The organism is Cytobacillus spartinae, assembly GCF_042865285.1.
Taxonomy (GTDB): Bacteria; Bacillota; Bacilli; order Bacillales; family Cytobacillaceae; genus Robertmurraya_A; species Robertmurraya_A spartinae.
In genome coordinates, this window is record NZ_JBIACK010000006.1 from 20,354 (window position 1) to 43,104 (window position 22,751).

At 38.8% G+C, this 22,751-nt stretch carries 26 protein-coding genes; 7 read left to right on the forward strand and 19 right to left on the reverse strand.

Annotated elements, in window-relative coordinates; all coding sequences use genetic code 11:
- Nucleotides 1–81: 81 nt before the first annotated feature.
- On the reverse strand, nucleotides 82–1,707 hold the full coding sequence (locus tag ACFYKX_RS13305; RefSeq protein WP_389361546.1) for an ABC transporter substrate-binding protein: 1,626 nt from the start codon (nucleotides 1,705–1,707) through the stop codon (nucleotides 82–84).
- A 234-nt stretch (nucleotides 1,708–1,941) separates the two neighbouring features.
- On the opposite strand from ACFYKX_RS13305, the gene ACFYKX_RS13310 reads away from it, so the two are divergent.
- The gene (locus ACFYKX_RS13310) at nucleotides 1,942–2,841 is read left to right on the forward strand and encodes an acetamidase/formamidase family protein (protein ID WP_389361547.1); all 900 of its coding nucleotides are present in this window, start codon (nucleotides 1,942–1,944) and stop codon (nucleotides 2,839–2,841) included.
- A gap of 50 nt (nucleotides 2,842–2,891) precedes the next feature.
- Nucleotides 2,892–3,809, forward strand: coding sequence for a proline iminopeptidase-family hydrolase (locus ACFYKX_RS13315; RefSeq protein WP_389361548.1), 918 nt, complete (start codon nucleotides 2,892–2,894; stop codon nucleotides 3,807–3,809).
- Nucleotides 3,810–3,848: 39 nt separating this feature from the next.
- Here the strand turns inward: ACFYKX_RS13315 and hisIE are convergent, their stop codons facing one another.
- The 13 genes from hisIE to hprK all read right to left on the reverse strand — a co-directional run bounded on the left by hisIE (nucleotide 3,849) and on the right by hprK (nucleotide 15,138).
- A complete protein-coding gene (gene hisIE / locus ACFYKX_RS13320; protein ID WP_389361549.1) occupies nucleotides 3,849–4,493 on the reverse strand; it encodes a bifunctional phosphoribosyl-AMP cyclohydrolase/phosphoribosyl-ATP diphosphatase HisIE in 645 nt (214 codons plus the stop codon).
- Nucleotides 4,490–5,248 (reverse strand): imidazole glycerol phosphate synthase subunit HisF, encoded by a 759-nt coding sequence (gene hisF / locus ACFYKX_RS13325; RefSeq protein ID WP_389361550.1) that lies wholly within the window; start codon nucleotides 5,246–5,248, stop codon nucleotides 4,490–4,492. The genes hisIE and hisF overlap by 4 nt, the downstream gene beginning before the upstream one ends.
- Before the next feature lies 1 nt (nucleotide 5,249).
- On the reverse strand, nucleotides 5,250–5,981 hold the full coding sequence (hisA, locus tag ACFYKX_RS13330; RefSeq protein ID WP_389361551.1) for a 1-(5-phosphoribosyl)-5-[(5-phosphoribosylamino)methylideneamino]imidazole-4-carboxamide isomerase: 732 nt from the start codon (nucleotides 5,979–5,981) through the stop codon (nucleotides 5,250–5,252).
- Nucleotides 5,978–6,616: an imidazole glycerol phosphate synthase subunit HisH gene (gene hisH, locus ACFYKX_RS13335; protein WP_389361552.1), complete on the reverse strand. Its 639-nt coding sequence runs from the start codon at nucleotides 6,614–6,616 to the stop codon at nucleotides 5,978–5,980. Before hisH ends, hisA begins: the two co-directional genes overlap by 4 nt.
- Entirely contained in the window at nucleotides 6,617–7,204 is a 588-nt protein-coding gene (gene hisB, locus ACFYKX_RS13340) for an imidazoleglycerol-phosphate dehydratase HisB (protein WP_389361553.1), read from the reverse strand. It lies immediately after the preceding gene.
- Nucleotides 7,205–7,300: 96 nt separating this feature from the next.
- On the reverse strand, nucleotides 7,301–8,569 hold the full coding sequence (hisD, locus tag ACFYKX_RS13345) for a histidinol dehydrogenase (protein WP_389361554.1): 1,269 nt from the start codon (nucleotides 8,567–8,569) through the stop codon (nucleotides 7,301–7,303).
- A 201-nt stretch (nucleotides 8,570–8,770) separates the two neighbouring features.
- Nucleotides 8,771–9,412, reverse strand: a complete 642-nt coding sequence (gene hisG / locus ACFYKX_RS13350; RefSeq protein ID WP_389361555.1) for an ATP phosphoribosyltransferase — start codon at nucleotides 9,410–9,412, stop codon at nucleotides 8,771–8,773.
- A complete protein-coding gene (locus tag ACFYKX_RS13355; protein WP_389361556.1) occupies nucleotides 9,412–10,593 on the reverse strand; it encodes an ATP phosphoribosyltransferase regulatory subunit in 1,182 nt (393 codons plus the stop codon). The genes hisG and ACFYKX_RS13355 overlap by 1 nt, the downstream gene beginning before the upstream one ends.
- 363 nt (nucleotides 10,594–10,956) lie before the next feature.
- On the reverse strand, nucleotides 10,957–11,502 hold the full coding sequence (locus ACFYKX_RS13360; protein WP_389361557.1) for an acyltransferase: 546 nt from the start codon (nucleotides 11,500–11,502) through the stop codon (nucleotides 10,957–10,959).
- Complete coding sequence (ppaX, locus tag ACFYKX_RS13365; RefSeq protein ID WP_389361558.1) at nucleotides 11,499–12,152, reverse strand: pyrophosphatase PpaX; 654 nt, start codon at nucleotides 12,150–12,152, stop codon at nucleotides 11,499–11,501. The genes ACFYKX_RS13360 and ppaX overlap by 4 nt, the downstream gene beginning before the upstream one ends.
- Nucleotides 12,142–13,089 carry a nucleoside recognition domain-containing protein gene (locus tag ACFYKX_RS13370; RefSeq protein WP_389361559.1) on the reverse strand — a complete coding sequence of 316 codons (948 nt, stop codon included), beginning with the start codon at nucleotides 13,087–13,089 and terminating at the stop codon, nucleotides 12,142–12,144. The genes ppaX and ACFYKX_RS13370 overlap by 11 nt, the downstream gene beginning before the upstream one ends.
- Before the next feature lie 68 nt (nucleotides 13,090–13,157).
- Nucleotides 13,158–13,976, reverse strand: coding sequence for a prolipoprotein diacylglyceryl transferase (gene lgt / locus ACFYKX_RS13375; protein WP_389361560.1), 819 nt, complete (start codon nucleotides 13,974–13,976; stop codon nucleotides 13,158–13,160).
- Nucleotides 13,977–14,202: 226 nt separating this feature from the next.
- A complete protein-coding gene (gene hprK / locus ACFYKX_RS13380) occupies nucleotides 14,203–15,138 on the reverse strand; it encodes an HPr(Ser) kinase/phosphatase (protein WP_389361561.1) in 936 nt (311 codons plus the stop codon).
- A 319-nt stretch (nucleotides 15,139–15,457) separates the two neighbouring features.
- Between hprK and nagA the strand changes: the two genes are divergently transcribed.
- From nagA to phnF, 3 genes are read left to right on the forward strand one after another with little or no spacing between them, the layout of a single operon-like run.
- Nucleotides 15,458–16,657, forward strand: a complete 1,200-nt coding sequence (nagA, locus tag ACFYKX_RS13385; protein WP_389361562.1) for an N-acetylglucosamine-6-phosphate deacetylase — start codon at nucleotides 15,458–15,460, stop codon at nucleotides 16,655–16,657.
- The gene (gene nagB / locus ACFYKX_RS13390; protein ID WP_389361563.1) at nucleotides 16,644–17,396 is read left to right on the forward strand and encodes a glucosamine-6-phosphate deaminase; all 753 of its coding nucleotides are present in this window, start codon (nucleotides 16,644–16,646) and stop codon (nucleotides 17,394–17,396) included. Before nagA ends, nagB begins: the two co-directional genes overlap by 14 nt.
- Complete coding sequence (phnF, locus tag ACFYKX_RS13395) at nucleotides 17,386–18,108, forward strand: phosphonate metabolism transcriptional regulator PhnF (RefSeq protein WP_389361564.1); 723 nt, start codon at nucleotides 17,386–17,388, stop codon at nucleotides 18,106–18,108. Before nagB ends, phnF begins: the two co-directional genes overlap by 11 nt.
- Nucleotides 18,109–18,461: 353 nt before the next feature.
- Here the strand turns inward: phnF and ACFYKX_RS13400 are convergent, their stop codons facing one another.
- Both ACFYKX_RS13400 and ACFYKX_RS13405 read right to left on the reverse strand, forming a co-directional pair.
- Nucleotides 18,462–18,677, reverse strand: a complete 216-nt coding sequence (locus tag ACFYKX_RS13400; protein ID WP_389361565.1) for a hypothetical protein — start codon at nucleotides 18,675–18,677, stop codon at nucleotides 18,462–18,464.
- Between the two features lie 49 nt (nucleotides 18,678–18,726).
- Nucleotides 18,727–18,939 (reverse strand): hypothetical protein, encoded by a 213-nt coding sequence (locus ACFYKX_RS13405; protein WP_389361566.1) that lies wholly within the window; start codon nucleotides 18,937–18,939, stop codon nucleotides 18,727–18,729.
- 156 nt (nucleotides 18,940–19,095) lie between these two features.
- On the opposite strand from ACFYKX_RS13405, the gene ACFYKX_RS13410 reads away from it, so the two are divergent.
- Together ACFYKX_RS13410 and ACFYKX_RS13415 are read left to right on the forward strand one after the other, a co-directional pair.
- Nucleotides 19,096–19,683, forward strand: a complete 588-nt coding sequence (locus ACFYKX_RS13410) for an N-acetylmuramoyl-L-alanine amidase (protein ID WP_389361567.1) — start codon at nucleotides 19,096–19,098, stop codon at nucleotides 19,681–19,683.
- Between the two features lie 143 nt (nucleotides 19,684–19,826).
- Nucleotides 19,827–20,672: a copper amine oxidase N-terminal domain-containing protein gene (locus ACFYKX_RS13415; RefSeq protein WP_389361568.1), complete on the forward strand. Its 846-nt coding sequence runs from the start codon at nucleotides 19,827–19,829 to the stop codon at nucleotides 20,670–20,672.
- Between the two features lie 106 nt (nucleotides 20,673–20,778).
- On the opposite strand, the gene ACFYKX_RS13420 is transcribed toward ACFYKX_RS13415, so the two are convergent.
- From ACFYKX_RS13420 to ACFYKX_RS13430, 3 genes are read right to left on the reverse strand one after another with little or no spacing between them, the layout of a single operon-like run.
- Complete coding sequence (locus ACFYKX_RS13420) at nucleotides 20,779–21,135, reverse strand: phage holin family protein (protein WP_389361569.1); 357 nt, start codon at nucleotides 21,133–21,135, stop codon at nucleotides 20,779–20,781.
- A gap of 27 nt (nucleotides 21,136–21,162) precedes the next feature.
- Complete coding sequence (locus ACFYKX_RS13425) at nucleotides 21,163–22,269, reverse strand: DUF4097 family beta strand repeat-containing protein (protein ID WP_389361570.1); 1,107 nt, start codon at nucleotides 22,267–22,269, stop codon at nucleotides 21,163–21,165.
- Nucleotides 22,270–22,287: 18 nt separating this feature from the next.
- Complete coding sequence (locus ACFYKX_RS13430; protein WP_389361571.1) at nucleotides 22,288–22,602, reverse strand: DUF4870 domain-containing protein; 315 nt, start codon at nucleotides 22,600–22,602, stop codon at nucleotides 22,288–22,290.
- Nucleotides 22,603–22,751 lie beyond the last annotated feature (149 nt).

Below are 22,751 nucleotides of genomic sequence, written 5' to 3' on the forward strand. Positions count from 1 at the left end.
AAAATATCCAGTTTTTTATTTCGACAAACGAATTAAAAGTGAAAAGGCGAGATTATTTCTAATCTCACCTTCTCTATAAAACTACTTCAATTTCATATTCTTCGTAAAGGCATCCCAATACCAGAATGATGTGATATTGTATCCTTCCAGGTCTTTATTTGCAGCCATAATTTGTTTTGGATGGTCAATGACAATCCAAGGAGAATCTTCTGAAATAATTTTTTGTACTTGTATCATTAATTCAGTACGTTTAGCATCGTCTGTTATTACCGCTTGTTCATCTAAATATTTGTCGACATCACTATTACTATAGTTTGCAAAGTTTGAACCTCCATCGCCACGGTTGTTTGAATGGAAAACTGGTTGAAGATTTCCAACTGGGTCTGGGAAGTCAGATCCCCAAACAGTAATAATGATATCATAGTCTCTGGCACCACTGAATGCTCTAGTATTTAGTTCTTCAGCCGTAACCTTTTCAATCTCAAGATTAATACCTAATTCTTGAGCTGCTGCTTGAAGAGCAAGTGCTGTATTAAGTCTTAAAGTATCACTGTCTGTTAAAATAGTAGCATCAAAGCCATCTGGAACAGAGGATTTTGCTAAATATTCTTTTGCTTTTTCTAAGTCATATGAGTAGTCTGGTAATTGATCGTACGCAGCCTCCCACTTATCAGAAGAGAATACCCACTGAACTGGACCAACTGGTACTGCATTTGCAGGTGAGCCAGCATCCTTAACAATTTCATCTAAAATCTTTTGTTTATCTAATGCTAAGTTTAATGCCTTTCTTACATTCACATCATTAAAAGGCTCTTTTTCTACGTTCATAGCGATAAAATCAGTTAAGAAACTATCAACCATGTCTATTTTTACCGTATCCATTCCTTGTACAACAGGAATTAAATCAAGAGGTAAGCCAATTGTTGCTGTTACTTGACCTGTTTTCAAACCTGTCACTCGAGTTGTTCCTTCAGGTAAAACCTTATAAACAACGCTATCTAAATATGGTCCACCTGTTTTGTCCCAGTAATTCTCATTCTTTTCTAATACGATTTCAGAACCTGTTTTCCATTCAACATATTTAAATGGACCAGTACCAAGGACTCCGCCATCAGGCTTTCCGAAATTTTCGCTATTTTCTTCGTAATACTTTTTGCTAACTACGTGTCCAGCTGTTGTTGCTGGAACATATCGCCATAGAGTGTCAGGTTGCTTTAATTTAACCGTGATAGTCCACTCATCTGTTTTTTCAATTGTATCTACATTTGCATACATCCACCCTACATATGAAGCAGTTTCTGGATTTTTGATTCTTTCCATTGAAAAAATAACATCGTCTACAGTCATTTGCGACCCATCAGAGAAAGTGATATCATCTCTAATTTTATAAATATAAGTTGTTTCATCAGGATTCTCCCAACTTTCAGCTAGAAGGGGTTGTAATTGCCCCTCTGCATCAAAATACAAAAGACCCTCCGTAATTTGAGTTACGACCGGATTCGTTGTAAAGTCATAAGAGAATGCTGGATCTAAAGAGATAATATCTCCAGGTAACGCAAATGTGACAGTTCCTCCAGCCGAAGCTGATGAATCTTTTCCACTATCATCCTTTGGCTTTTCGTTTGAAGTAGTTTCATTACTACAACCAGCAGCAAAAATGGATAAGACTAACATTAAGACTAACAAAACCAGACTCTTCTTTCTCATACTATTCTTCCTCTCCTTCTCTTTTCCAAATTTTCTGATTTATCTAATTATTGCAATACCACACAAATAAAAGTTTTAAATTTGAATCATCATATTTTAAAAATACAATCAACATAATATTCATAATATTAAAAACCTTCTTAATATATTGACTACATATTTCTTCTGAATTAACATGGCTTCAAAGGAAAGTTTTACAGTTTTTGGAGTTTAATCATAAAGAGGAGGATGGTTATGCATTACTTAAAAAGAGAGCATTCGGTATATAGTTTTTCAAAGAACCACAAGCCAGAGCTTCATATTAAGAGTGGAGAAAAAGTAGTTTTTCAGACATACGATTGTTTTACAAATCAAATTCAATCTGAGGAAGACTTGGTTACAAGTATTGATTTTTCAAAGGTAAACCCTGCAACTGGTCCTGTTTATATTGAAGAAGCACAACCTGGTGATATTTTAAAGGTTGAAATACATGATGTAAAAGTTCGTGATTGGGGAGTCATTAGTACTCTACCAGAGATTGGTGTGTTAATTCACAGAGCTGAAACGAAGACAAAAATAGTGGAAGTTGAAAATAGTTTAACCGTTCACTTTAATGATGAAATCTCTTTTGACGCTGCTCCTATGATTGGGGTTATCGGTTGTGCCCCAGCAGATGAAGACGTTCCTTGTGGTCTTCCTGGTAACCATGGCGGAAATATTGATAACCATGTTATTACGAAAGGGTCCACCGTATATCTACCAGTGAATGTAGAAGGCGCACTCTTTGGTCTTGGTGATATACACGCTTCCATGGGAGATGGTGAAATTGGCGGAACTGGCGTAGAAATCTCTGGAGAGGTAGAAACTACTATATCAACGATAAAAGGTGAAAGTATTCCTCGCCCATTAGTAGAAACAGATGACAGCTGGTATACCGTTGCATCCTCTGATAATACAGACCGAGCTATTCAAATCGCTTGTGAGGATATGCAGGATCTTCTAGTAAAAAAATGGAATCTCTCTCCAACAGATGCTTATCTTCTTATGTCAGTAGCCGGTGATGTTCAAATGTGTCAATGCTGTAAGCCTTCCCCTATTGACGTAATTGCTAGATTTAGAATGCCAAAAATTAAGAATATGCCTAGGTTGATTTAAAGTTTCATAGAAAACTATAAATAAATATATTCTAAGGAGAGGTGCTTAAAATGAAAGGTAAATCTCAAGTTGTGCCGATTAGTGGTGGGTTTCACGTTTGGACGAGAAAGGTTGGAGACAGCCCGATAAAGATGCTCCTTCTACATGGTGGTCCAGGAAGTACACATGAGTATTTGGAATCTTTTCAGGATTACTTACCACAGGAAGGGATTGAAATCTATTTTTACGACCAGCTAGGCTCCTATAATTCAGACCAACCAAGTGATCCTAACCTTTGGGACGTAGACCGTTTTCGCGAAGAGGTTGAAGAAGTCCGTAAGCATCTAGGATTAGAACAGTTCTATTTATTTGGATCTTCTTGGGGAGGTTTCCTTGGTATTGAGTATGCTCTTAAATATCAATCCAACCTAAAAGGGCTCATCATTTCAAATATGACCGCAAGTATTCCTTCTTATGTTGAACACATTAATAAACTCCGTAACCAATTACCAGTAGAGATTATCGATAAGCTTACAGAATATGAAGACAGAGGCGATTATAAAAATCCAGAGTATGAAAATCTCCTTATGGAGCATTTATATAGTAAGCATATTTGTCGCTTAGATCCATGGCCAGATGCGGTTGTTCGCGGGCTTGGTCATATTAACGAAGATGTTTACAACACGATGCAAGGACCTAATGAGTTTCTAGTAACAGGTACGTTTAAGGACTGGGACCGATGGGCTGATCTGCACAACATCACTGTCCCTACCCTACTTCTCGGTGGAAAGTACGATACAATGGCTGTGGAAGATAAAGAGGAAATGGGAAGACGCATCCCTAACTCTAGAGTAGGTATCTGTGAAAACGGAAGTCACTTATCTATGTGGGATGATGCAGACGTATACTTCAACTTTATCAAGCAGTTCGTTAAAGACGTTGAGGATAATGTGCCAATCTCTAATACAAAAACTACTAGTGCCCAATAAAATGCAGAAGGCTTGGATTCTTTGATCCAAGCCTTCTAACTATTTCTTCTCTCCACCCTCATGACGCTTCTTCAAAACTTTCAAAACCTCTTTAAATGGTAGCTTTTGTTCTTCTAGTAATACAAGTAAGTGATAAAGAAGATCAGCCGCTTCCCACTTTAGTTCTTCGCCATCACGGTTTTTTGCTGCAATGATGACTTCAGATGCTTCTTCCCCTACTTTTTTCAATATCTTATCGACGCCTTTTTCAAATAAGTAAGTTGTATAAGCTCCCTCAGGTCTTTCTAGCTCACGCTTTTTTATCACTTCTTCTAATGATTTTAAAATTTGATAGTCTGATAAGCTGCTGGTTGTAGACCCTGTAGCCTCAAAAAAGCTTTCCGTAAAGCAACTTGTTGTACCAGTATGACAAGCTGGACCAGCAGGCTCTACTAAAACAACTAGTGAATCTTGATCGCAGTCATATTTCATATCAACGATTTTCTGAGTATTGCCACTCGTAGCACCTTTATGCCATAACTCCTGTCTTGAGCGACTGTAAAACCACGTTTCACGAGTTTCAAGAGATTTCTCCAATGACTCTTTATTCATATAAGCAAGGGTTAAAACTTCCTTCGTTACCGAATCCTGAACGATGGCAGGAATTAATCCTTTTTCATCAAATCTAATTTTTTCAATGGTCATCGGACGTTCACCTCTTTTTCTTTTAAAAATGATTTCACTTCTTCAACAGATGTTTCTTTGTAATGAAAGATTGAAGCGGCTAATGCTGCATCTGCTTTTCCGTTAATAAAAGCATCTGCAAAATGTTCTGCGTTTCCGGCTCCACCTGAAGCAATAACTGGAACTGAAACAACCTCACTAACGGCTCTAGTTAACTCAATATCAAAGCCTTTTTTCTCGCCGTCACTATCCATACTTGTTAACAGAATTTCCCCTGCTCCACGTTTAACTGCTTCCTTCGCCCACTCAATCACTTTAAGTTCTGTTGGTGTACGGCCTCCGTGTGTGTACACTCTCCAGGTTCCTAACTCCTCATCGTACTTAGCATCAATAGCTACAACAATACACTGAGTACCGAAGAAGTTAGCTCCTTCAGTAATTAACTCTGGATTGTTAACAGCTGCCGTATTTAGAGAAACTTTATCTGCTCCTGCTCTGAGAATACGTTTCATATCGTCTAGCGCGTTAATTCCACCGCCAACTGTAAAAGGAATGGCTAGCTCTGAAGCAACAGCTTTTACTACCTCAACCATTGTTTTACGTCCCTCATGCGAAGCTGAAATATCAAGAAACACTAACTCATCTGCACCCTGCTCATCGTAAAAACGCGCGAGTTCAACAGGGTCTCCCGCGTCGCGAAGTTGTACAAATTGGATTCCTTTTACAACCCGACCGTCTTTCACATCAAGGCAGGGAATAATTCTTTTTGTTAGCATATTATTGACCCACCTTTTTTAGTGCTTCTTCCACAGAGAATCGACCTTCGTAAATCGCTTTCCCAACGATTGCCCCTAGAACACCTTTATCTACTAACTCTTTTAATGCATCTAAATCAGCTAACGAGCTAACTCCACCAGAAGCAATGACTTCTTTACCAGTCTCAGTCGCCATTAGCTCTACCGCTTGTAGATTGGGTCCAGATAGCATTCCGTCCGTTGCAATATCAGTAAAAATAAATGTTTCAGCGCCAGCGTCTGCAAATCTTTTTCCTAAATCAACAGCTTTCATTTCTGAAGTATTTAGCCAGCCATGAGTCGCTACATAACCATCCTTTGCATCTATTCCGACCGCAATTTTTGAACCGTACTTCTGAATCATTTCAATCGCAAATTCAGGGTTTGAAACCGCAATACTACCAATAATGACACGATCGATGCCATTTTCTAAGTAATGAAGAATATCGTCTTCCGTACGAATTCCACCACCAATTTGAACCTTTGCATTCAACTCTTTAGCAGCTTGGATGACATATGTATCATTGACGCGTTTTCCATCCTTTGCCCCATCTAAGTCAACCATATGAATCCACGTTGCACCCGCCTCTGCAAAGCTTTTTGCCATATCAAATGGAGAGTCACCATAGACGGTTTCTTTATCATAGTCCCCTTGCAGAAGGCGAACGCATTTGCCACCTCTCATGTCGATGGCTGGATAGATTGTAAAACTCATGATATGGTCACCCTTTCTTCTATTAGCTTGGTAAAATTACGAAGTAGCTCCATACCAAGCTTGCTGCTTTTTTCCGGGTGGAATTGCATTCCGAATACATTTCCCCTTCCTACAACGGCTGGTACCTGTACGTCGTATTCAGCACTTGCGATGACAACTTCACTGTCTTGTGTGTCTACATAATAAGAGTGAACAAAGTAGACAAAATCCTCATCAATATTTGCTGTGATTGGCGAAGATTGTGAGAAACTAAGTTTGTTCCAACCCATGTGTGGGACTTTGTAAGACTGGCCATCCTTTGTTATACCTGAGAATCGTTTTACCTCCCCTGGTAAAAGGGATAAACCTTTTGTTAGGCCATTTTCTTCACTTTGTTCAAACAAGAGCTGCATCCCTAAACAGATTCCTAGAAGTGGCTTACCTTGACCAACATACTCCTTAATCATGTTCGTTAGGCCATCCTCATTCAGTCGCTCCATTGCATCCTTAAAAGATCCCACTCCAGGCAGTAGCAGTCCATCTGCGCTCATTAACTTTTCTTTATCATTCGAAATGAAGTATGGGACTCCTAATCGTTCAAGTGCTTTACTTACACTGAACAGGTTCCCCATTCCATAATCTATAATCCCGATCATTTATAACATCCCTTTCGTAGATGGAACCCCTTTGATTCTTGGATCAATTGTTGTTGCTTCGTCTAAAGCTCTTGCTAGTGCTTTAAAAATCGCTTCAATGATGTGATGCGTATTTTGACCATAGTGAACGATGACATGAAGGTTCATACGAGCCTCTAATGCCAGTTTCCATAGAAACTCATGAACAAGCTCAGTATCAAATGTACCTACCTTTTGACTTGGGAATTCCGCACGCATTTCTAAGTGAGGACGATTGCTTAAATCAACGACTACCTGCGCTAACGCTTCATCCATAGGCACGAAAGCATTACCGTATCTTTTAATCCCTTTTTTATCACCAAGTGCTTCTTTTAATACATGTCCAAGACAAATCCCGATATCCTCCGTTGTATGGTGATCATCCACTTCCGTATCACCTTGGGCATTAACCGTTAAGTCAAATTGTCCATGCTTAGTAAATAAATCGAGCATGTGAGTTAAAAATGGGACACCTGTTTCAAGATTTGATTTCCCTTCCCCATCTATATTTAATGCTAGTTCGATATTCGTTTCATTTGTTTTGCGACTAATGCTGGAAGTTCTGGTCATTGTGGGTTCCTCCGTGTGGTTATTATTTTGGGACGGGGGGACAGGTCCACTGTCCCAACTTATTGTGCTGGGACGCGGTACCTGTCCCCTTGTCCCTTAAGACTTAAACCTTTCTTCTACCGCTCTAGCGTGAGCCTCAAGCCCTTCTAGTCTAGCAAATGCTGCTATCTTATCTTTATTTTCTCTTAATGCCTGCTCGCTATAGACAATAAGGCTAGATTTTTTCTGAAAGTCTTCTACATTTAGTGGACTTGAAAAACGTGCAGTTCCGTTTGTTGGCAACACGTGATTTGGTCCGGCAAAGTAATCCCCTACTGGCTCTGGACTAAATCGGCCGATAAAAATAGCACCAGCATGTTTAATTTGTCCGATATAGCCCATTGCATTTTCAACGATGATCTCTAAATGTTCAGGAGCCAGTTGGTTAATCGTGTTGATTGCCTCGTCCATGGAGTTTGCTACATAGATTGCCCCAAAGTCTTGTATAGATTTAGACGCAATCTCCTTCCGCGGTAATTCCTCAAGCTGCCTCAACACTTCACTTGCAACTTCTTCAGCTAGCGTTTCAGACGTCGTTACTAGTACACTGCACGCTCTTTCATCGTGCTCCGCTTGTGATAGTAAGTCGGCTGCAACCTCATTGGCTCTAGCTGTGCTGTCTGCTAAAATGGCAATCTCACTCGGTCCAGCAATCATATCAATATCAACATCACCGAATACTTCTCTCTTCGCAAGTGCTACATATATATTTCCTGGTCCAACAATCTTATCAACAGGCTTGATGGTGTCTGTTCCGTAAGCAAGAGCTGCAATCGCTTGCGCTCCACCAACCTTGTAAATTTCTTTTACACCGGCCTCTTTAGCAGCTACTAAAACTGCAGCAGGAAGCTTTCCGTTTTGACCTGGTGGAGAGACCATCACGATTCGTTCTACCCCTGCCACCTTTGCTGGTAAAACATTCATCAGAACGGAAGAAGGATATGCTGCAAGTCCTCCTGGTACATACACCCCTACAGAATCCAGTGGCGTAATTTTTTGACCTAGGATCGTTCCGTTCTTTTCTGTCGTCATCCAAGAGTTGTGTAATTGTTTTTCATGAAAGGATTGAATATTCGCCGCCGCTTCACGGATTATGTCAACTAATTCAGCATCGACACGTTCGTAAGCTTCCTCTACCTCCTCAGCTGAAACGAGATAAGAAGATAAAGAGGTACGGTCAAATTTTTCAGTATACTCTTTAACCGCTTCGTCTCCTCTAGTTCGGACATCATCAATTATCGCCTTTACGACTGAACGCTGCTCCTCGGTTCCACTTTCAACTGATCTTTTAATCGAAACAGCGTCACTCACTTTCTGGATTATCACCATAATCATCCTTTCATGATCAAAACATTCACTATATATATGGACGGAGCCTTTAACTCTACTGTTAAGAATAGCTTTCTATGCTATATCTACAAATTTTAGCTGTTTAACTACAAATTTTTTTGATTTATCAACAAATCCCTATCGTTTTTAAACAATTTTCTAGGCTTTATCTACAAAAATGAGTCCTTTATCTACAAACTACCTCGAAACACTACCTTTTATGACCTCAGTCAATCGATCGACAAGATCGCTGATTCTTTCATCTTTCATTCGGTAGCTTACTGGATTTACGATCAGCCTTGATGTGATATCGACGATACGCTCATATTCAACTAGTCCATTCTCAACTAGCGTTCTCCCCGTAGAAACAATATCAACAATTCGATCGGATAACCCAATGATCGGAGCAAGCTCGATGGAGCCGTTTAGCTTGATGATTTCTACCTGCTCACCTTGCTCACGGAAGTAGGCAGCAGCTACGTTCGGATATTTAGTCGCCACTTTTGGTGCTACATCATTCATTTTTGTATTTGGAAGTCCTGCTACTGCTAGATAGCATTCACTAATTTTCAAATCCAATAGTTCGTATACATCTCTTTCTTCTTCAAGCATGACGTCTTTCCCTGCTATCCCTAAGTCGGCAACCCCGTGTTCTACATATGTAGGAACATCCATCGGCTTTGCTAAAATGAATCGAAACCGCTCTTCCTCTACATCAATAATCAGTTTACGTGAATCTTCGAATTCAGGTGGCAAGCGATAGCCTGCTTCTCGAAGCAGATCTGCAGCTTCTTCAAAAATACGACCTTTTGGCATCGCAATCGTAATGAAATCTTGCATTAGGCTTGCCCCCTTCCTGCTTTTCCGATTAAGTACACGATATCTTCATATTGACTAGTGCAAGCATCTACATTTTTTACCCCATTAATATCTTGAAGAACCGTCCTAATCCCTTTTGCACGCTTTTCCTTTGCTACCTTAAACGCTTCTTGGCGTCTTTCCTCGCTAAAAATAATGCAATGGGTTGGAGCCGTTTTTTCGATTTGTCCTAACGCTTCTAACAGACGATCTAATCTTAAAGCAAATCCAGTTGCTGCTGTATCTTTACCGAATTTTTGAAGTAGAAAATTGTATCTTCCCCCGTTCCCAATCGGAAAACCTACTTGGTCTGCGTAAACTTCAAATAAAATTCCTGTGTAATAGCTCATATGGCTAACTAGAGTAAGGTCAAACTTTAATCTAGATTCCTCTCCATAATCAACAACGATATCCCATAATTGTTTTAGTTGAAGAATAGCTTCTTTCCCTTGTTCATTCTCGATAATTTTTAACGCCCACTCAATGACTTCTTCGCCACCTCTTAATTTTAAAAACTCAAGAAGGCGCTGTTTGTCAATTGACGATAATGCTAGGTTTTTAACATGCTCACGGTATCCTACATAATTTTTCTCATATAAGAACTTTGTTAGAGCGTTTGCCCGTTCTTCCGTCCCTAATATTTGTAAAAATAACTGTTGGACAAATCCGATATGTCCAACTGAAATTTGGAAGTTATTCAAACCTGCAGCTGTTAAAGTAGAAATCATAAGTGCAATAACTTCAGCATCTGCGCTGATCGTTTCATCTGCAATGCATTCCACACCAATTTGTTCAAACTCTGCCGGTCTTCCACCCTCACGTTGTTGAGCACGGTACACATTTGCTGAATATGCCAATCTTAAAGGTAAATCTTCTTGTAACAGCTTAGATGCTGCCACACGAGCAATTGGTGCCGTCATATCCGGACGTAGTACAAGCGTATGCCCCTGTTGATCTAATAATTTAAAAAGCTGTTGATCAAGGATAGCTGATGCAGCTCCAATGGTTTCATAATATTCAAGAGTCGGAGTCTCAATAAACTGATAGCCCCACTTCTTCATTTCTTCACCAATCTCTGTACGAACTCGACTTTTTGTTTCATATAAGTCAGGTAATGTATCTCGCATGCCTAATGGCTTTTCAAACATAAATAAGCGACTCATTTCTTTCACCTCTACTGACTAAAAAATTCCGAATCCTTTAGTTCGCTAATATGTTAGCAAATTGAAGTATATTTGTAGTTTAACGTGACTTTTTCCATTCGTCAACCAAAAACCATAAGCATATCTATGCATGTTGCACCTAATTTTTCGGGACATGCTGCATCCTTTTCCATGAAGTTGTGACGAGGATGTGACATTTGCAAATAAATTGGTCTAGTATGCAAATATAATAATAGAATCTGCAAATAAATAGGAATTTTTCGCAAATATATGTGTTAACTCTGCAAAAAACTAAACCCAACTATTATTATTTTGCTACTTTGCCCAACAAAACCTTCATTAAAAGAAAAAAACTCCACTAACCTAAGTTAATGGAGTACCACTTTTACCGTAGATAGGGTCATTTTCCCATCGTTTTGCAAGCTCTTCCTTTGTATAGATCACTTTCATCGGATTTCCACCAACGAACGCTCCTGCTGGTACATCTTTATGTACAAGGGTCCCGGCTGAAACAAACGCTCCGTCTCCGATGGTCACTCCTGGCAAAATGGTTGTGTTCGCACCGATCATTACTTCGCTGCCGATTTTCACATCGCCTAGGCGGTACTCTTTAATCAAGTACTCGTGAGCTAAAATTGTTGTATTATAACCGATTACTGTATTGCGTCCGACACTTATTTTTTCGGGGAACATGACATCAAGCATGACCATAAGTGCAAAAGATGTCTGGTCGCCTACTTTCATTTTTAAAAAAGTTCGGTACAGCCAGTTTTTCATACTCAAGAAAGGAGTGTAGCGAGCTAACTGTATTACAATGAAATTTTTAACAACTTTTGAAAAAGGCACGGTTTTGTAGACGTGCCATAAAGAGTTACCTCCCTCAACGGGATAACGAGTGGTGTTCCTCATCCTTTTTCCACTCCGAGAATTCCAAGTAGGTCTCTCATATTTTCTAGCATGTAATCAGGATGATAGCTTTCGAGATGCTCTCTACCTTTTACGGACCAAGCAACTCCAGCTGTTTTTACCCCAGCATTTTTCCCTGCTAGAATATCATGATAATTGTCCCCAACCATCATTGCTTCTTCAGGAGTTGAATTCAATTTTTCTAGTGCCATAAAAATGGGACCTGGATCTGGCTTTGCTTTTTCTACGTGATCAAGAGCTACGACCACTTCAAAGTACGGATCAAGCTTTGTGAGCTTTAATCCCTTCATGACCACATCTGAGATTTTTGAAGTGACAATTCCAATCTTAAAACCTGCTTCTTTTAAGGCTTGGATTGTTTCTAAAACTCCCTCGTACTCTTTCACAAGTAAATCGTGGTTCGTTAAGTTAAATTCTCTGTATGTGCGGATCATCTCATCCATTTTATCCTGGTCCATACTTCCAAACGTCTCTTTAAGAGTCGGGCCGATAAACGGAAGAACGTCTTCTCTTTTGTATTGGTTTGGATAGTAATGGTCTAGAGTATGAAGGAATGAATTTATAATAAGTTCATTTGTATCAATTAATGTTCCATCTAAGTCAAATAGAATGGTTGTAAGATTAGTGTTCATACGTTGCTTCCTTTCTTTTTCCTAGTTCAACTCTGTTCCACACAACAGCGACGACAACTGTTAAAATAATGGCCATTGCTAGACGGATCAGCAACAGTGGTAAAACTGGAATTCCTAAAGGTACAAAAATAAGGGTATCTTCAACAACGGCGTGACAGGCTGCTAAAAAGATAAACGCAATCGTCACATCTTTTTTGCTCACTCCATCTTCTTTTACCGCTTGAATCATTACACCTGCCCCGTACGCAAGACCAAATAAAAGTCCAGCAGCTAGAGTCGTAGATGTATTTTCTTTCATTCCAAGTGCTCTTGTAATGGGTGCCATCCATCTTGAAAAAACAGCAAGCCATTTTAAATCCTTTAAAATTTGGATTGCGATCATAAGTGGAATCACGATAATAGCTAATTGGAATATCCCAATGCTTGCCGTCTGAACGGAATCGAAAATAATGTTCCATACGCCCGTTACTTCTTCTTCTTTTGGTGGAATAAAACCGTACTTTGCCTTCTCTCCTCCACCTTGCCAAACAAGATTAATAACAATCCCAGAAACGATGGCAAGCCCGATTCTTACAACAAGCGCGATCCAAAGCTTCACGCCAACCTTCACTGCTACGCTTGATTCTACAAGCATGTTGTGAGAGAAGGAAAGCATAACCGCGATGATAAACACTTCTTTTACTGTTAAGTCAATTGTTAAAATAGCTCCAATGGCAGCATAGAGATTAAGAAAGTTTCCTATTACAAGTGGAATCGCAGCGTCTCCTGATAGTCCGAAAATCCCCATAAAAGGCTCAATCAACTTAATTAACCACGGTAAAATCGGAGTGTGTTGAAGCAATGCAACAATCAGGGCGACTGGAAAAATGATTTTCCCTAATGCCCACGTAGTTCGTAAGCCAACCAATGAACCCTCTTTTGCTGAACGAAGTAACATTTCTCTATCTCCCTTTAATCGTTAATCGGTCCATCATTCGTGGCCAATTTTTTATAAATACTGCTAAATTAAGCACTTTTGTCTAAATAGCGTGTTTCAGCAAGACCCTTCATTCTTCTAAAAATTAATAGAGCAACAGCACCAATAATTAATGCGATGGAAATCGTCTGTGCGATTCTTAGCGTTTCTGTTAGCATGAGGCTATCTGTGCGTAAGCCTTCGACAAAGAAACGACCGATGGAATACCATATGACATACGTTAAGAACAGTTCACCTCTACGTAAATTCACTCTTCTTAATGCTAGTAAAATAAAGAAGCCCATGAAATTCCAAACAGATTCATATAAGAAGGTTGGGTGATAGTATGTTCCGTTGATATACATTTGATTGATAATAAACTCAGGTAAAAATAGCCCCTCTAAAAACTCACGAGTCACTTCCCCACCGTGTGCTTCTTGATTAATAAAATTTCCCCATCTTCCGATTGCTTGACCGAGAATAATACTTGGAGCAGCTATGTCAGCAACCTTCCAAAAAGAAAGGCCTCTTTTTTTCGTAAATACATAGGCTGTTACGACTGAGCCTATGAGAGCCCCGTGTATGGCGATTCCCCCGTTCCAAATCTTAATGATGTCACCAGGGTTTTGTGAAAAGTAATCCCACTGAAAAATGACGTAATAAATACGAGCTGAGATAATGGCTATTGGGATTGCCCATAGCATCAAATCAGCAAATACTTCCTTATCCAAGCCTCGTTTCTCACCTTCTCTCATTGCTAGAATAAGAGCAAGAGCAAGCCCTGTTCCTATAATGACTCCATACCAATGAACCGGAATGGGGCCAAGATTAAAGGCAACTCGATCTATGGGTTGTATCGATCCTAACATGGTATCTCTCCTTCAAATAAAAATTGACTAACTTTGTGCGATGAGATTTTAATGCATTCGCGGAATAATAAGATATAAACGCGAAATTATTTGTGATAACCGCGGAATTATCCAATTAAAACGCGGAAAACTCTCTGCGAACCGCGAATTAAAAACAGACAATGCATCATTCTGAAGCATTCACTGGGCCGTTTTATTTTTTAAACAACCCAGATCGAATTGAAAATTATTTATCCTCATGATCTCCATCTTCAATAACATCTGAGAGACGGTTACTGAATTGTTCAGCAGCGTTAACACCCATTCTTTTTAAACGGAAGTTCATTGCAGCTACTTCTATAATGACCGCCAAGTTTCGCCCAGGACGAACTGGTACAGTAATTTTTGTAAGATCGGTGTCGATGATTTTGACCTTTTCTTCATCCAGTCCTAAGCGATCGTACTGCTTGTTCTGGTCCCAAAGTTCAAGGCTGATGACTAAAGAAATCTTTTTGTAACTACGAACAGCACCAGCACCAAACAGGGTCATGACGTTAATGATTCCTAGTCCGCGAATTTCAAGGAGATGCTCGATAAGCTCGGGCGAGTTCCCAATTAATGTGTCCTCATCTTCCTGGCGAATTTCCACACAATCATCGGCAACTAGGCGGTGACCGCGTTTAACTAACTCCAGTGCAGTCTCACTTTTACCAACACCACTTTTTCCTGTAATCAAAACCCCTACTCCATATATATCAATTAACACACCATGAACGGCTGTAGTTGGGGCGAGCTTACTTTCAAGAAAGTTCGTCAATCTACTAGAAAAACGAGTTGTTTTTTGCTTCGATCGCATAACAGGTACTGCTTCTCTTTCTGCGGCTTCGAGTAGTTCCACAGGAATTTCCATATCTCTCGTTACAATAATCCCTGGTGTGATATCTGTGCAAAGAAGCTCTAGCCTTGTTTTACGATCAACATCACTTAACTTTTCAATAAAAGTAAGCTCAGTTTTCCCTAGGAGCTGAATCCGCTCTGCTGGATAATAATCGAAGAATCCTGCCATTTCAATCCCGGGCCTTGATATATCACTTGTTGTGATTGGTCGGTTAACCCCTTCCTCCCCACTCATCAGCTCAAGATCAAATTTTTCTATTACGTCTTTAGTTCGTACTTTTGGCAAATCAAGCTCCTCCTTATGTATAAGGCTTTTACATGTAAATATGAAATTGAAAAGTAATCTACCGAAATACTCCTAATAAATATTGACTTGTCTTTAATATTTATCATAAAAAACGGTTAAAGTCACTGAATGATGGCGACTCTTAAAAAGTATAAAATGTTCACACTTCAAACATACACTTTATTTTAGCATTTTTTATTAAATATCCAAATTTCAGGAGCTTATATTTTTAATAAGATTTTGATTACTTAACTGGTCTAGACAACTATATATTAAATGAATATAATTAAAGTGACATAAGGAAAAGGAGATGAACCATATGATACGTCTTCTCTTGAGAAACGCCAAAGTAATCATTGAAAAAGAAGTCATTGAACATGGCTATGTATATATTGAAAACGATAAGATTAAGAGTTTTGGGACTCTAGCCAATCTTCCAAGCCTACAAGAGGAAGTCCAAGTCATTCATTTGAGCGATGAAGATACCATTGCACCCGGGTTTATTGATGTTCATATTCACGGGGTTGGTGGCGCTGATACGATGGACGGAACGATGGACGCTTTATCGACAATGGCTACCACTCTACCCGCGGAAGGAACGACTAGCTTTCTAGCTACAACCATCACCCAGGGAGAAGAAAGCATTTCGACCGCTCTTAAAAATGTAGCTAACTATTGTAATGCTGCTAATTCCCCAGGTAAAGCTGAAATTTTAGGTGTTCATCTAGAGGGACCCTTTATCAATGTAAAAAAAGCCGGTGCACAACCGAAAAATGAGATCACCGCGCCCAACATTAACCTTTTTAAAAAGTGGCAAGAGGAAGCAGATGGTTTAATCAAACTTGTTACCCTGGCACCAGAGGTTGAAAATGGCATTGAATTGATTGAATATCTTTCAAGCACTCAAGTCATCTCTTCTATTGGACATTCGGACGCAACTTATGAACAAGTGGAGAGGGCTGTAGAAGCTGGTGCATCTCATGTTACCCATCTATTTAATGGCATGCGGGGCATTCATCACCGCGAGCCAGGTGTTGCAGGTTCTGCCCTTCTTTTTAAAGAATTAATAATTGAAATGATCGTTGATGGAATCCACATTGATCCCCAAATAGTTAGACTTGCCCTTCAATCTAAAGGGGTAGACGGAACGATTCTGGTTACAGATTCCATGCGGGCAAAGTGTTTAAAGAGTGGAGAATACGAACTTGGTGGGCAACCAGTAACCGTTAAGGACGGCAAGGCCCTGCTTTCAGATGGAACACTTGCTGGGAGTATTTTAAAAATGAAACAAGCTGTACAAAATATCGTAGATTACACCAATATCTCTCTTGTTGAAGCAATCCAACTTGTGACTGTCAATCCAGCCAAACAGCTGAATATTTATGACCGTAAAGGGAGTATCGAGATTGGGAAAGACGCTGATCTTGTCGTATTGAACAAGGAATTAGACGTAACGTTAACGCTCTGTCGAGGAATAAAGGCATATGAGAAGGAGCTGATCAAAGATGAAAATTATTAAGACAGCGAATTATGAGGAAATGGGACTTGAGGCTGCTAAAATCATTATTGAAAAAGTCCGCTCCAATCCAGGTACTGTTTTAGGATTAGCAACAGGGAGTACCCCTAGAGGCGTATATAAATATATGGTGGATGACCACCAGCAGAAAGCTACGAATTATGAAGAAGTAAGAACAGTAAATCTAGATGAGTATGTTGGGCTTCCAGAGACGGACGAAAACAGTTACCACTTTTTTATGAAACAGCACCTATTTAACCATCTTAATATCCCTAAAAATCAAACCTTTCTACCATCAGGGGTTGCGGAGAACTTAGACGTAGAATGTAAGAGGTATGAAAAACTTATTAAGAATTTGGGAGGCGTTGATTTACAGATCCTTGGAATTGGACGAAACGGGCATATCGGCTTTAATGAACCCGGTACTTCTTTTAAAAGTAGGACGCAAATCGTCGACCTTGCGGAAAGTACTCGTATGGCAAACGCACGTTTTTTTACTAGTTATGAGGACGTTCCAACAAAAGCGATTACAGTTGGAATTTCTACGATTTTAGACAGTAAAGAGATTCTTCTTTTAGCATCTGGAAGTTCTAAGGCAGAAGCGATTAAAAAATTGCTAGAGGATGAAGCAAATGAGCAGTTCCCAGCATCTGCTTTAAAACATCATGACCAAGTCACGATTATTGCGGATGAAGAAGCACTACAACTGGTAGAGAAAGAGAGACTTTCCTATGATCGATAAGTACTCTCCAATCCCTATCTACCATCAACTAGAGGAATATATTCGAGGACAAATCGAAAACGGGACCTACCCTTTTGATACAACCATTCCATCTGAGCGAGAGCTGGCAGAGAGATTTGAGATCAGTAGAATGACGGTTAGACAAGCCATCAATAATCTTGTAAACGACGGGTATTTGTATCGGGAAAAAGGCCGTGGAACTTTTGTTAATAGACGAAAAGTCGAACAAAAGCTTCAAGCTGTAACTAGTTTTACCGAGGATATGATAGAAAGAGGATTGACGCCTAAGAACAAGCTGTTAACCTTTCATATCATACCGGCGAATGGAAAAGTAGCGAGCATTCTAAATCTTCAAGAACATACCCCAGTCTATGAGATTAAAAGAATTCGAATTGCTGACGATTCACCGATTGCGATAGAAACAACCTATTTACCAGCTAACTTAATTAAAGGGTTATCAGAGGAGATTTTAAATCGCTCCCTTTATAATTACATTGAAAATGACTTATCCCTAAAAATTAGTGAGGCCACTCAAGAAATTGAGGCTGCGAGCGCCAAGCAGCAGGATACAGCCCATCTGCAAATTGAAAAAGGTGCTCCTGTTTTGGTGATATCGCAAACATCTATTCTTGATGATGGGACCCCTTTTGAGTATGTAAAATCGATTTATCGGGCTGATCGATATAAGTTTGTTCATAAGATGAAGAGATAGTTGGTTTAATCTATATAAATATGTGAGAAGCGTACCAGTCCTTATGTGAGTGGTACGCTGTTTTTGTAGGTGGTAGGTTGGGCCCTTCTAGCTGTTTGTACTTTTTTTATCTTCTGTTAGATCGTTAATCAAAGAGCCAAGGTTCTAATTTCATGATAGACACGTTTAAATGGCAATATTTAGGTTAAAATGTATTTGGGTCCTTATTATTCCTCTTTTCTAATGTTTATCGTAGCTGAAAACATAGTAGCCAAGAGTGAATAAAATGAACCCTTTTTCTTTTTATACAATTATTATATTCTCTTAATCCTCCACCCCTCCTCCTGTCCGAACCTGAAGCAACTTCTAACTGTTCACAGCCTTTTTCTACTTCTCCTGTCCGAACTTGAAGCAACTTCTAACTCTTCACAGCCTTTATTTTCTCCTTCTCCTGTCCAAACTTGGAGTAACTTCTGACTCTTCACAGCCTTTATTCTCCTTCTCCTGTCAGAACTTAGAGTAACTTCTGACTCTTCACAGCTTTTTTCTTCTCCTCCTGTCTGAACCTGAAACAACTTCTGACTCTTCACAGCCTTTATTCTCCTTCTCCTGTCAGAACTTAGAGTAACTTCTGACTCTTCACAGCCTTTTTTCTCCTTCTCTTGTCAGAACTCGGAATAACTTCTGACTCTTCACAGCCTTTTCCTTCTTGTCCTGTCCGAACTTGGAGTAACTTCTGACTGTTCGAAGCCTTTTTCTTCTCCTCCTGTCCGAACTTGATGCAACTTCTAACTCTTCACGGCTTTTTCCTTCTTCTCCTGTCCGAACTTGAAGCAACTTCTGACTCTTCATAGCTTTTTTCTTCTCCTCCTGTCCGAACTTGGAGCAATTCTTAATTTCATTGACCGATTAGCTTGATCATTATTTTTTCCTATATTAAACCCTGTCCCTTTCTAAATAGTAAAACGTATTATAAAGACAAAGTTACTATTTTTAAGGAGGAATATGATGAAAATCATGCTAGATGCTGGTCATGGGTACAACACGCCTGGTAAGAGGAGTCCTGATGGGTTTCGTGAGTATGAGTTTAATCGAGAGGTTGCTTGTTTTATAAGAGATATGTTAGGAGATTTTGAGAATGTAACAGTGTATTTCGCACATTCTGATAAACGAGACGTCCCGCTTGTGGAAAGAACAGATTACGCCAATCAATTACAAGTTGATTGCTATGTTTCCATACATGCGAATGCCCATGGTTCAGGCGGATGGAGTACTGCTAATGGAATTGAAACATTTGTACATTGTTCAAGACCAACCGAGGCTCTCGAGTTAGCGGAGAATGTACAGAGAAGGTTAATCGAAAATACTAAGTTGAAAAACAGAGGTGTAAAGGCTGCGGATTTTCATGTATTACGAAAAACAAATATGACAGCTGTCTTAGTAGAATGTGGATTTATGACTAACAAAGAAGAAGTAAAGCTCCTTCGTTCTGATGAGTTTCAGAAAACTTGCGCGAATGCAATTGTACAAGCATTAGAAAAACAGTATGGGTTACAAAGGGATGCAAAGGTACACTTTAGTGATTTAACTATATAGAAAATTAGTAAGTTATAAATACTTTTACTCTTTGGCCACAAATCATTAATTGAAATAATTACCATGCATAACATTGAAAGTTTCCCTATTTATTTTCACTCCAATTTAATATAATTATCTCAAAACTTTCCAGGGTGATAGGGATGAAATATATTAGAACGCTTTTATACTTTCTATTATTTTTTTCACTATGGTTCAGTAGTGTCCAAAACTCTTCGGCAGCTTCAACCAATATAACGGTGCTCTTAGACGGAGAACCAGTTGAATTTGATCAGCAGCCTGTAATACAAAACGGAAGGACTCTCGTTCCATTTCGAAAAATATATGAGGAGTTAGGTGCTGAGGTCTCTTGGGAGTCCAAAACTAAGACAGTTACTGTGGTTAGGGATAACAAAGTAATTAAATTGCAACTTGGGAGCGTCCATGCATCAGCTAATGGTGCTTATGTAAAATTGGATACTCCTGCTCAAATTATTAATAATCGAACTATGGTTCCTCTCCGTTTTATTTCGGAATCGTTTGGTGCTAAAGTCAATTGGGATAACAATGAAAAGTTAGTTGAAATCAATACATTTGCTATCAATATTGATCAGTACTTTAATTCTTACAATAACGGTAGTTTTTCCTACGAAATATCAGAGGAAGAATTTTTAAATCGTATAGAAAACCTTAATTTAGACCAGGAAATAGTTAATGTTTCGCTCTACACAAGTTATTTGGATCAAGGTAAACAGTTCATCTCCTCAGAACATTATTCAGTTAGAATGATTGAAAATGAGGTATACACTGTATACATGACAGCTTTTGGAGAGTTAATAGACGAAAAAGGCAATACTCTCATAAATGGTGATTTTCACATTGAAATATATGATATAAATACAGATGAATTGGTTTTTAGTGATTTAGGCGAGCTAAATAATCTCTTATATAATCAGTCTGTTTTCTATACCACATTAGAGGCATTAAAGGATCTAAGAATAATTGAATAGTATATAGGAGACATGCATGAAAATGCTCCTAGCGAGAATGGCCATTAATACCCCACTAAGAACATATATAAATAAAAAGGATCCAGCTGGATCCTTTTTTCATAAACTATTTCTCTTTTTCCTCAAAAACAACCTTCTGAATAATTAAATTTGCTATCGACATAATGATGGATATCAAAACCGCCATTCCAAATCCTTGGATTTCAAACGCCGCCCCAATGATTGCATCTGTTAGGAGAAGCGTGATGGCGTTAATGACAAATAGAAACAACCCAAGTGTAAGCAATGTTACTGGTAGTGTTAATATAACTAGAATTGGTTTCACAAGTATATTCAATATAGCCAATACAAAACTTGCTCCTAATGCTGCACCAAAGCCCTCAATATAAAAGGAATTTTCGAAGAACCCCGCTAGTGCAACAAAAAGGACTGCATTAATAATGATTCCGATCAACCATCTCATAATAAACACCCTTTACTTCATAAAACGCTATTTGACTTGTTTAATCGCAATGGATCCTGTTTTTGTTTCAGCATCTAATTTTGTTACTAATTCACTAGGCTTTACAGAATGGAATCGCACAAATTTCTGTACAACATCATTCTTCTCATCAGTCACTTGAACTCCTGAAAGATCCAGATCAAATCCACCTAAATTGGACTTTAACTGCCCACTAATGGCTGCTGATTCTGGAACATAAAGCTTTACATTCCCTGTCGTCGCTTTGGCTTCGATTCTTTCACAATAAGGATCCTCAACCGAACAGACAATACTTCCATGGAAGGTTTGAACATCAAGCTTCTTGAAGCTCCCATCTACCTTTATAGCTCCATTGATGGTTTCTGCCTCAAAGTCATCAATTTTTCCTGACCTAACCTCAATATGTCCATTGGCTGTTTCAGCTTCTACACTCTTACTAGTAATTTTCTTCAAACTGATTTTGCCGTTTGCTGTTTTTACTCTATACTTGTTTATATTTAAGTTTTCACTAGAAATGGCACCATTAAACAAACGAATTCTTACCGTTTCATACGTACTCTGAGGAACATAGATCACTGCGTTAACCTTCATCCATTTCTGTTGAACAATAAAACGAAGCTTTTGCCCTTCTACTGCAAATGTAACATCCTTTAGGAAAGAGCTCCGAGCTTCATCTTGTGTTTCAACTCGATGAACCTTTGCTTCGCATTCTACTCTAACGTCATTTTGATCCCATGGGATTATTTTGACCGATCCATTCGCGATATCAACATCCATATCCTTTAAATATACATCAGCCTGCTGGAACACATGGGAGATCTCAACAGATTGAGCAAAGTTAAGGTCTAAGTCAAGGTCCTTGATTTTTTTTAGTGCTGAGTCAACAAAATCAAATAATTTATCCTTTACGGATTGAAACTTTTGGCTATTTGAATAATCTTCTTTTTTCGTATCATCAAAATTAACGACGGTTGAAAGTTCTCCGATTATTTCTTCTTCTTTTTGCTTCATCGTTTTACTTGATTTCTCAAGTTCTTCTAACAAAACTAAGGCTTCATCAACAGTAAGTTTCCCCTCTTCAACCATTTTTAAAATTCGTTTTTTCTCCTCATTCATGGTAATACCCCCGTTCATTTATCTCTCGCTTAATACTTTAATCCCTTTGACAATATTCCAAATCAAAACAATTAAACTAAGAATGACTGTTGCACCTACTCCAAAAAAGAAAAAGATTGGGAAGGTGTTTTGATTAGAATCAAAATGTACAAAAGCTGAAATAAGAATAATTGGAACAGGAATCAAAGGAATTAAATGTGAAAGTAAAGCCTTCTTAGAATGATCTCTCACTTCCTGATCCTCTGCTACTAACATAATAATGAGTGGAACTATAATACCCGCAAATAAGACACTAAAATAACTTATCGCCGCTAAAACCTTTCTCGTTTCCATAAGGAGCCCCTTTCGCACCTGAGCTTTTCTAATGAGAGAAAAACGCTCTCAACCATACCTTATTTACGCCTGATAAAGATAAAAGTTTCAATTTCTTGGCTAAAACGCACTGAAAAAAAAGTAAAATTTATCCTTAAACTTATTTAAAC